Source organism: Pseudomonas sp. NBRC 111132 (assembly GCF_001320565.1).
In the GTDB taxonomy this organism is placed as follows: Bacteria; Pseudomonadota; Gammaproteobacteria; order Pseudomonadales; family Pseudomonadaceae; genus Aquipseudomonas; species Aquipseudomonas putida_P.
The window spans coordinates 55,782-65,431 of sequence record NZ_BCBI01000008.1 but is presented as its reverse complement, the minus strand read 5'-3'; the positions used below and the strand labels follow the sequence as shown (position 1 = coordinate 65,431).

Annotated in this window: 6 protein-coding genes and 1 pseudogene; 4 read left to right on the top strand and 3 right to left on the bottom strand. The window is 58.5% G+C overall.

The window, feature by feature from the left end; all coding sequences use genetic code 11:
* Positions 1-268 precede the first annotated feature (268 nt).
* From dapA to APH35_RS05880, 3 genes and pseudogenes are all read left to right on the top strand, one after another.
* On the top strand, positions 269-1,138 hold the full coding sequence (gene dapA / locus APH35_RS05890; RefSeq protein ID WP_060514396.1) for a 4-hydroxy-tetrahydrodipicolinate synthase: 870 nt from the start codon (positions 269-271) through the stop codon (positions 1,136-1,138).
* Between the two features lie 208 nt (positions 1,139-1,346).
* Entirely contained in the window at positions 1,347-3,209 is a 1,863-nt protein-coding gene (locus tag APH35_RS05885; protein WP_060514395.1) for a hypothetical protein, read from the top strand.
* A gap of 209 nt (positions 3,210-3,418) precedes the next feature.
* A pseudogene (locus APH35_RS05880) lies at positions 3,419-3,835 on the top strand (dihydrodipicolinate synthase family protein); the annotation flags it as partial.
* Between the two features lie 76 nt (positions 3,836-3,911).
* On the opposite strand, the gene APH35_RS05875 reads toward APH35_RS05880, so the two are convergent.
* From APH35_RS05875 to APH35_RS05865, 3 genes are all read right to left on the bottom strand, one after another.
* Entirely contained in the window at positions 3,912-4,448 is a 537-nt protein-coding gene (locus tag APH35_RS05875; protein WP_060514394.1) for a hypothetical protein, read from the bottom strand.
* 31 nt (positions 4,449-4,479) lie between these two features.
* Positions 4,480-6,174, bottom strand: coding sequence for a DUF262 domain-containing protein (locus APH35_RS05870; RefSeq protein WP_060514393.1), 1,695 nt, complete (start codon positions 6,172-6,174; stop codon positions 4,480-4,482).
* A 198-nt stretch (positions 6,175-6,372) separates the two neighbouring features.
* Complete coding sequence (locus APH35_RS05865) at positions 6,373-8,139, bottom strand: NAD(P)H dependent flavin oxidoreductase family protein (protein ID WP_060514392.1); 1,767 nt, start codon at positions 8,137-8,139, stop codon at positions 6,373-6,375.
* Between APH35_RS05865 and pdxR the strand changes: the two genes are divergently transcribed.
* On the top strand, positions 8,140-9,636 hold the full coding sequence (pdxR, locus tag APH35_RS05860; RefSeq protein ID WP_060494553.1) for a MocR-like pyridoxine biosynthesis transcription factor PdxR: 1,497 nt from the start codon (positions 8,140-8,142) through the stop codon (positions 9,634-9,636).
* Positions 9,637-9,650: the final 14 nt, after the last annotated feature.

The window sequence follows — 9,650 nt, the reverse complement described above, 5'->3', positions numbered from 1 at the left end:
ACGCACCACCATTATCCAGCCATATCTACGCAACGGGCTTGCCAGCATGTCCATATCCAACCACGCCATTTCCGCTTCGGGCTTCATCGCCCAGGCAGGCGCGTGCGTTGCCGTTGCCAAGAAATCCAAGAAACAGCCGCTCATCTGACCGAGGCGCGCTGTCTCGTCAGGTGGGCTGACGAGACAGAAGGCGCCAGGTATCCCTGCCAGACCACTTCGACTCTTCATCCTCTGACGCTGACTTTCGGTCAACATCAGGAGTTTTTGCATGTCGAATTTCCGTGGTATCTGGATCGCCCTCGTCACGCCAATGCGCGACAACGAAATCGATTTCCCTGGCCTGGAGCGGTTGGTGAAGAAGCTGCTCGAAGACGGCGTGGCCGGTTTTGTGGTGTGCGGTACCACGGGGGAGGCGGCGGCGTTGTCCAAGGCTGAGCAACTGGCCGTGCTGGATGCCGTGTTGGCCTGGGTTGAGCCGGGTAGGGTGGTGATGGGCCTGTCGGGTTACAACCTGCGCGAACTGCTGGGCTTGCAGGCTGAAATCCAGCAGCGTGACATAGGCGGGCTACTGGTTCCCGCACCTTGCTACATCCGTCCTTCGCAGGCCGGTATCGAAGCGTTCTTCGCCACCGTGGCCGATGCTGCCAGCGTGCCGGTGATCGTCTACGACATTCCTTATCGCACCGGCGTGCGCATCGAGCGTGAAACCCTGCGCCGCATCGTGCGCCACCCGCGTATTGCGGCCGTGAAGGACTGCAGTGGTGACAGCGAGACCACCATGGCCCTGATCGAGGACGGCCACGCCCAGGTGCTGGCCGGTGAAGACCTGCAGATTTTCAACAACCTGTGCCTGGGCGGTGCCGGGGCCATTTCAGCCTCCGCGCATGTGCGCGCCGACCTGTATGTGCGCATGTTGCAGCAGGTCGACCGCGGCGATTGGGCGGCTGCGCGTGGCACGTTCTACCAGTTGCTGCCGTGGATCAAGGTGGCCTTTGCCGAGCCGAACCCGGCCGTGGTGAAGGCGGCGCTGCAGATGCAGGGGCTGACGACCGACGAACTGCGTGAGCCAATGCAATCATGCAGCCAAGCCATACGCGACAAGCTCGCAGGTGTCCTGGGCCTGTCCGCTGCCTTGTAGGAGCAGCCTTGTGCTGCGAAGAGGCCCACGCAGCCCACGGAAAAGCCAGGTATCAACCTGGTTTTTTCGCTGCTAATGAGGCTGTTCGACCGCCCTCGATAGTTGAGAGCTTGTATGTCGAGCTTGCAATCGTGTTGGTAGTCACCGAATATTTTACTTGAAGGATGGGATGTCAAGCGCCATGCATGATGGAAATCAAGGAAGTGTAATGACTGACGATCTTATGAATCCAGTGGGTACAGATGGCGAGGAAATAAGTGAAAAACACTTCTCCCGTCTATGTCTAGCGCAGTACGAAGCCGAAACCATCGCGTACTTCAGTAATCAATTGGCACCCCCGGAGCTGGACTGGGTATCGCTTAGGGAATCCGTTGAGCGAGGTGTTCTCAGCCTGGGCTTTGACGCGACCCATGCGCTTTCAATAAGGCAGTATTTGTTGGCGAAGCTGAAAAAAAGCGAGGGTGATTTAGAGGCGCTTGAATTTTTTCGTGAAAAAGTCGAGTGGTTTGTAAACGATAATTGGTCGGATTTTGAAAAGGCGCTAGCAGATAAAGCGTTATCTTGTTTTCGTAAAACTAATAGTGAATTCTTTGGGTTTGCATCGCTACTCGACGAATGGCCATTACTTGTGAGCAGCCCAGCGCTCCTCGATCAAGCGGTCGCCTGCTATGTCGATGATTATTCCAGTGGAGTGTGGCAGCTGCAGGGTTTAGCCATGCTCTGCGGCAACCCGGTTTACCTCCGCCCACTTTTGATCAGGGCATTGACGCTCACTGATCGCAACCCGTCATCCGCTGACAATGTTCAAGCGTTTTCGAATCTTGCGTATAAGTGGACTCCGAAATGTCCGTGGGTTCAACTTCTGCTTCTTCTGTGGGGTGACAGAGAACATGTCAGCGTGGCATTGCCGGCGGACGTGACCTTGGCCTGGGAGAAACTCTCATTTGTCCGGTTCGATCCACACGGCCCGAGGCCGAAGCTCAGGCTGAATAGCCTATGCGCAGAATCAGAGGCCGCTTGGCGTCGTCAGCTCAGAGACGCTGTTGGAAACAATCGCTCGTTAAGAATGGCGGTGACCGAACTGCTTTTATGGTTCGGTCATGTTGACCATGATCGCGCTATTATTTTTGCAGTACTTGAGGTTTGGGGCAATCAAGTGGGTGAGGCCTTGTCTGAGATGGCGAGCCACCCTGACTCACTGGTAAGGCTACGCGCCGAAGCCGTGCGCGGCTTGATCGAACAAGCCCCCGACGCCGCTCAGCTTCTGCAGCAGGCCCAATCTATTCGACTGAACCTGTCGACATCTTCCAACTGTGGCGCTCCCCCGAGGACTTGGTTGGCGGACGCAACGATCGAGCGTCTGATCGAGGCTGAGTTCGAAGCAGGTGCGGCCAACTACAGTCACTGGGTTCCAAAGACTGGGGGCAGTGGAGAAGAAACCCATGTGGCGATGCTTTTCGAAAAGCTCGCAGCAATATTCAAAAACATAAACGATCAAGTCTCATTGCTTGCCAGTCAACGCAAACAGAATGAACACCTCGAGTTTGAGCTGAGCTATCGGATCGTCGGGAAATTCGAAGAGGGTAATCCTCATTTAGCTGCGAAGAAATTTTCAACAGATATATGCCTTGTTTTTGAGGCGCATGACCTGGGGAATCAGCCATTCACGAGCCGCGCTTCGCTCATTCAAGCAAAGCGCCTCCATGGCGGGCATGTGGTTGGCAAGTCTGGTTCTTATCCCATTGACTTTTCACAGCTCCAGAATCTTATTTTACAAACGCCATCAAGCTATTTACTGCTTTTGGGTCCGTGTGCAGTGGCACCCATGCCCGTGATTCCGGTGCGATTGTATCTGGATCTCATTGCCCGAGGGGCATCCCCTACAGGTATCAGCCCTGATTTCGCGTCTAATATTGGTAAAAGCCTGGCCAGCTGGTTGCTTTATGATGTGATTGGGTTGTGGGCCGGGGACCCGAATCCAAAACTTTTAGATAAAGCTAAGGGCTGTGCGGGAAGTGAGCCTTACATTCTTGCGAAGCTAACCGCGAGAAATGTAAAAGTTATTATTTAGGTAATACCCAAGGAGGGAATCACTCAGCCCAGCAGGTTATGTGAGGTTGCTGAGGAATGGTGAGCATGGCGGGGGTTTGCGATGCCTGCACTGTTTTGCAGGGTGCCAGAGCTTTGCGATCTGGCAAGGGCTTTGCCCCTCGTTTCGCGGCACCCTGCACCATCCTTCAGCCTCCAGTTATTGGTTACAACTGTGCGTGCACCTCACTCATCGTGCGCCACCCGCGTATTGCGGCCGTGAAGGACTGCAGTGGTGACAGCGAGACCACCATGGCCCTGATCGAGGACGGCCACGCCCAGGTGCTGGCCGGTGAAGACCTGCAGATCTTCAACAACCTGTGCCTGGGCGGTGCCGGGGCCATTTCAGCCTCCGCGCATGTGCGCGCCGACCTGTATGTGCGCATGTTGCAGCAGGTCGACCGCGGCGATTGGGCGGCTGCGCGTGGCACGTTCTACCAGTTGCTGCCGTGGATCAAGGTGGCCTTTGCCGAGCCAAACCCGGCCGTGGTGAAGGCGGCGCTGCGGTTGCAAAACCTGATTGCAGACGAGTTGCGCCAGCCGATGCAGGCGTGTACGCAAGCCACTCGGGACACGCTGCAACGCGTGCTGGGTTCACTCGGCGCCTGAATCGGCAACCGCGGAGTCTCTACCTGCGCCCTTGCTTACGCTAGCCCGCGGCAAGGGCGCCGACAGGGGGTAAGCGTTAGCTCTGTTTCCATTTGCTCCTCAGGTTTTTTATGGAGGTGCGCAAATTGGCGTTTTGGCCATCGGGCGTCAGTAAACAAACGGAGCCATGGGGTAAACCGAACACCTTCTCGATAGTGGTTTGAATGGTTTTGACCGAGGCATCGCTTCGAGCCACCTTGAAACGCGTGCCGATAGGCTTTTTATCCAGCGCAAGCGCGTTGTCCTCTTCAACGCTTATTTCGAGCTGCCACCGGAAGGGTTTGCTGCACAACGTTCTGCTGGGCTTGCTGACGCGTTCGATTTTTACCTGGTAACCGTCAAATTCAAGGTCGTAGACGATATGGTCTTCAATCCTTTTCACATTGACTGAGTTCCAGGTGGTCCAGTCGACCGACCTGGTGAGAACCTCAATGTGACAAGTTAATGGCTTCTTGTGGTCGTGGTGCAACATCAGCGAGTCTGCCAAATCCAGCCTGCTGCGAGCAGAGTCGGCGATGACTTCATTTTTTGCATTAAAGCAAGTGATCTTTGAGTGGGCGGGCCATTGAAGCATTTTTCAATTCCATGTGGTGTCTATCGGTTACTTAAAGCTCAGCCATCAGTGCGGCGACGATTTTATCGTGCCGAACCTGGATTGCATCTCGGTCCCACAGGCCGCCGGCGCTGACGAACGTAGCGATTTCCCGCTGCTGGAAGGTGTGCTTATAGGTCGCCAGCTTTTCGCTGAATGGGATGTTCCCCACTGCACAGTTGTGGGGTTTGGACAGCAGCAAGTAATTGCCGAGGCAGTTCAGATATTCGCCCTTGAACGTTTCGTCGTAGGTACCGTAACCATGTGGGCGAGCGGCGGGCTCGGTGCTGGGCGCGATATGCTCCAGCTCTGGACGCTCGGTGTCGTTGCTGCGCCGTGGCGCGTAACCGCGCTGGCCTTGTCCTTCCAGGTGGACTTCATACTTCCAGAGCAAATGCCTGGCGATGGAATGCCGGATATTCCATTCTAAAGCCTCTGTCAGCCTTTCATTGTTCCAAAAAGCCCACCAGCCGCTGGTTACGGTCTTGAGGTACTCGATGCGCGCGAGGATAGGGGCTATCGCCGGCGCGTCGCTGGTAAAGGCCTCGTAGACATCATTGATGCGTGACGTGATATCCGCACGGGTACCAATCAGGCGATGACGGATGATCAAGCTTTCAAAAGCGACGCACAGCGCGTTCCTGTCCGGCAGGGGAAGGCCAAAACGATAGGCCTTGAGAATAAAGGGCAATGCAATCGCGATCCCGCCCAAGCTCACCAGTGAGTGAATCGGAAAACTGCTTCGCTCGTCATCGCCGAAGAACTCTGACAAATGCTCGAAACTGATGGCCAGCGAGCAGGTAAAGTCTCGCACAAACTCAAGAGGCGCCTCAGCTGCGAGCATTTTCTCAATCCGCTCCAGCGCGCCACTCTCCCACAGGGTATTGAAATGGACGCGCAAGGTGTACTGCAGCACGTCGTCTTCGTTGATGCGGTATTCAATGGCTGAGATCGACTTGTAGATGGTCTCGAAGCGCTGCTGGACCTCTTCGATCAGGCTGTCTTTCGCTTGCTGATCTTCGCCATGAAGGTGGATGGCATACATGAACTGCGCCTTCACCACCTCAAGGTTGGACGGGCGCTTGCCGCGGTTGTTCTGGAAGATGAACATCTGAATGGCTTCTGCCTCGTCCCGCACCGGGTGCGTACTGCACGAAGCCTGGGACACTATCCGCAGCATGTCCGTCAGGTACGCTTCAGGCTGAGCCCCCAGCTTCTTTTTGAAGAAGTCGAACCCATTGATGAGTCGCTGGGCAGATGTGGTGAGCGAAGCAGGAGCGACAGTTCTGGATTGGTTGATTACATAATCGACAAAGATCTGGTTGTCGTATTCGACCGTCTTCAAGCGGATCTGACTGTCCCGTCTGATCATGTCCTTGTAGCAGTCCTGCTCATCTTCGGTCAGGGCGCGTTTGGCTTGCAAGCACGCGAACAGTGCCGCCAAAAACAGCGTGATCGTGGTCAGGCGCTGCTGGCCGTCGATGACCCGATACTCTCCCTGCGTCTGTTCGAACAGGAAATGGCCGAAGTAATAAGGGCTGCGGGAGTGGCTGTTGCGGTAGGCTTCCAGGTCGGAAAGAAACACCTGTGTCTGGCTGGCGCGGGTCGAACCTTCAACTGGCGTATCCCAGGCATAGGCGCGTTGATAGGCAGGCACCACGATGCGGTTGTTGGCCAGCATGCTGCGAATGGTTGACGAGGCGTCCACGGGGTATGTCCTTATGGGTGGTGGCGTTTTGCCTCATCATCGCTTGAATCAAGTTTTTTTGCATGCCTGGGCACTACATTTCGCGCGTCTCAGGCAGCACCTCGTACGCCTGCCTTGAGGTGTTCGGCGATGCCGCTCATAGCCTGCCGAAGTGGTCGCGCGCCTGATTGACGCGCACCTTGCTTGCTGACGGTGGTATCAAGCAGCCGTAGCCACGGCCGACCTGGCGTCGCCAATCAGGATATCTTCAAAGAATGCCCCGACCGGCTCGGTAGGGTGGCACAACTGAATCTCCAATACCCACACCACTTCGCTGGGCACGATTCCCACCTCGGCCAGCTTGTCCTGGCCATACAACACATGCGGGAAGTCTGCGATGCGGTGCCCGGCCAGGTTGCGCTCCAGCTGCCAGCCTTTGGCCTGGGCACTGCGCTCTGCGAAGTCATAAAGCTCGCGACCGGTCAGCCCACGCCCCCAGGCCTGGCGGGTTTCGTCGAACACTTCATGCAGTGCCTTCACGCAGGCGTGGTGCAGTGGGTGCTGGCCAAACACGAAGGTGTCGCCATAGTCGCCCTCATAGCCATCCCACACCGGGCCCACGTCGACCACGACAATGTCTGTGCTACGTAATACGCGCTGCAGATCAATGCCTTGCCGGGGTGTGCGTACGGTATCGTCGCCAAAACGGATGTAGGTGGGGTGCCAGGTGTGCGACGCGCCCATTGCCTGCAGGGTTTGCGCGGCCATCTCCAGCGCCTGGGCGGTGGTCATGCCGACTTGCAGTTGGCTGGCAATAGCGGCCACGGACCGTACCGACTGCTCGCGGGCCGCGAGCATGCCGTCCAGCGAGTAGCGTGGGCCGACCTTTTCCAGTTCAGGGTGCAGCGTGCTGGCTGCTGAGGCCTGGGTGGCCGCCGCGCCGCTGGCGACAAAGGCCTCGGCGACAAAGCGATGGGGTAGCACGCCCGCCGCAACGCATTGTTCGCGCGCCTGGCTGATCATCGCGGGATTGCCGCAGGCATAGACCTGGGTTTCTTCCCAGTGGTGGGGCTGGCCGAGCGCGACCTGCTGGATGCGTGCCTGGCCCGCGAGTACCGGGTACCAGCGAAAGTGTGGGTGCGCCCCACTGGCCTGGTCGAGAAACGCGTGGTCGTAGAAATCGGCCGTCGATGAGCCACCCCAGTACAGGGCCACCTCGGCGTCGCGAGCCAGGGCAGTCAGCAACAAGGGCTTGATGCCGGCGTAGCCTGTGCCGGTGGCCAACAGCACCAGCGGGCGTTGCTCATCGTGCTGCCAAGTACAGGCGCCCAGCGGGCCTTCGAGCTTTACCGAAGCACCTGCTTGCAGGGTGGGCAGCAGACCTTCGGTGAACAGGCCACCGCTGACCTTGCGGATGTGAAACACCAACTGCCCTTGCTGCTGGGCAGGCAGGTTGGCAATGGAGAAACAGCGGCTGTCGCCGTTGTCCAGCCGGAACCGCACGTACTGGCCGGCCCGGACGTCCAGCGGCTGAGCAGGCTGCAGCACCAGTTCGACGATATCGTTGCTTAGCGCGCGCTGGCCAACAACCTGAGCGTGGGTTTCCAGGGTTGGGGTGTCCAGCGACCAGCCCGGAATTTCCAGGCGCATGTCGCTGCAGGCATGGCTCTGGCACAACAGCATTTCGTCTGGAGCCAAGGGATAGGAGGGGGCCGGTGTATCCGCATCCCGCTGTTTATCCTGATACTGCCCCGACACTACCTTGACCTTGCACGAGCCGCAGGCGCCGCGGCGGCACGAGAACGGTACCGGCAGCCCGCTGGCGAGCATGGCATCGAGCAGCAGTTCGTGGCTGGCGTCGAAGGTTTTGCCCGAGGGCGACAATTCGATGACGTGACGGCTTTGCATGAACACCTCGGGGCAATTGGAGGTTCGATTGTTGCTATAGTCCAGGACCAGCAGAACCTCCAGTTTTGGATAATTCATATGGTCCAGCTTCGTAAATGGCAGCCACTGCTCAAGCTCGATGGGGCGCAGGCTTCGTACCGGCAGATCGTCGAGGGGCTGGTGGCCGCGATCAGCGAGGGCCGCCTGCGCCCTGGCACGCCGTTGCCGGGCACGCGGGAGATGGCGCAGTTGCTGAACGTCAACCGCAAGACAGTGATCCTGGCCTACGAGGAAGCCGAAACCAAAGGCTGGCTGCAAAGCGTGCAGCGTCGGGGCACCTTCGTCAGCCAGCAGTTGGCGCCTGGCACACTGGTCGCGCCGAGTGCCGCCAGGCCGTTTGCCCTGGCGCTGCCCGTGGAGCCCGCCGTTGCCTACTTCAAGGCGAACGAGCAGGCTGCGGCGCAGCAGGGGCGGCCAGGGGCCTTGTTTTTCGACAACGGCGCCTGTGATCACCGGCTGCTGCCGCAGGCTGTTTTGCACCGCTATTACCGCAATGCCTTGCGCAGCAGCTTCACCAGCAACAGCGTGCGCCACGGCAGCGATTGCAGCAGCCTTTACCTGCGCGCCGCCCTGGCCGACATGCTGCGGCACAATCGCAGCCTGAACGTTGGCGCCGAGCATATCTGCCTGACCCAGGGGGTGCAGATGTCGCTGTCGCTAGTAACCAGCGTGTTGCTCAAGCCAGGTGACGTTGTGCTGGTCGAGCGCCTGAGCTATCCCCCGGCGTGGGAGATTTTCCGTCAGCTGGGTGCCCGGCTGGTAACCGTGGACCTGGACCATGAGGGTTGCCGTGTCGATCAGATCGATGCCCTGTGCCGGCAGCACAAGGTGCGAATGATGTACATAACGCCCCATCACCAGTTCCCGACCACGGTCAGCCTGCCCGCCGGGCGCCGGCAGCAGTTGCTGGAGCTGGCGCGACAGCATGACTTCTGCGTGGTCGAGGAAGACTACGACTACGAATACCACTTTTCTGGGCGGCCTTACCTGCCTTTGGCCAGCGACCGCCAGCAGCGCCATGTGATTTACATCGGCACACTGTCCAAACCCCTGGGCAGCACGTTCCGTTGCAGCTACATCGTCGCACCGGTGGAGGTAACAGCCGTGCTGGAGCGCAGGGCCACGCTTACCCTGGGGCAGGGCGATGCGGTGATGCAGCGGATGCTGGCGGACTTGATCAATGATGGCGAACTGAAGAAACACTTGCGCCGGGTCAACCGCGAGTACCGTCGGCGCCGCGAAACCTTGCTGGCGTGTTTGCATGGCGCGTTCGGCGAACAGATCACCGTACAGGAACCCGAAGGTGGGTTGGCGCTGTGGGTGAAGTTCGCCGATGCGATCAACGTGGATCAGCTGGTCGACAACGCGCTGGAGCTGGACCTGGTGGTGCGCAGTGGGCGGCAGTTTTCGCCGTTTGGCCATGCCGAAAATGCGTTGCGCCTGGGGTTCGCTTCGCTGGATGTGGGTGAGATCCGGTTGGCTACCCAACGCCTGGCGGACGCAGCGAAAGCGATTGGCAAGGCGCGGTTTGTGTAGACGCGACACGAGGC

What these genes read in the sequence shown, in the direction of transcription:
- dapA (WP_060514396.1), top strand. Translation starts at nt 269, where the DNA reads ATGTCGAATTTCCGTGGTATCTGGATCGCCCTCGTCACGCCAATGCGC.
- APH35_RS05885 (WP_060514395.1), top strand. Translation starts at nt 1,347, where the DNA reads ATGACTGACGATCTTATGAATCCAGTGGGTACAGATGGCGAGGAAATA.
- APH35_RS05875 (WP_060514394.1), bottom strand. Translation starts at nt 4,448, where the DNA reads ATGCTTCAATGGCCCGCCCACTCAAAGATCACTTGCTTTAATGCAAAA.
- APH35_RS05865 (WP_060514392.1), bottom strand. Translation starts at nt 8,139, where the DNA reads ATGAATTATCCAAAACTGGAGGTTCTGCTGGTCCTGGACTATAGCAAC.
- pdxR (WP_060494553.1), top strand. Translation starts at nt 8,140, where the DNA reads ATGGTCCAGCTTCGTAAATGGCAGCCACTGCTCAAGCTCGATGGGGCG.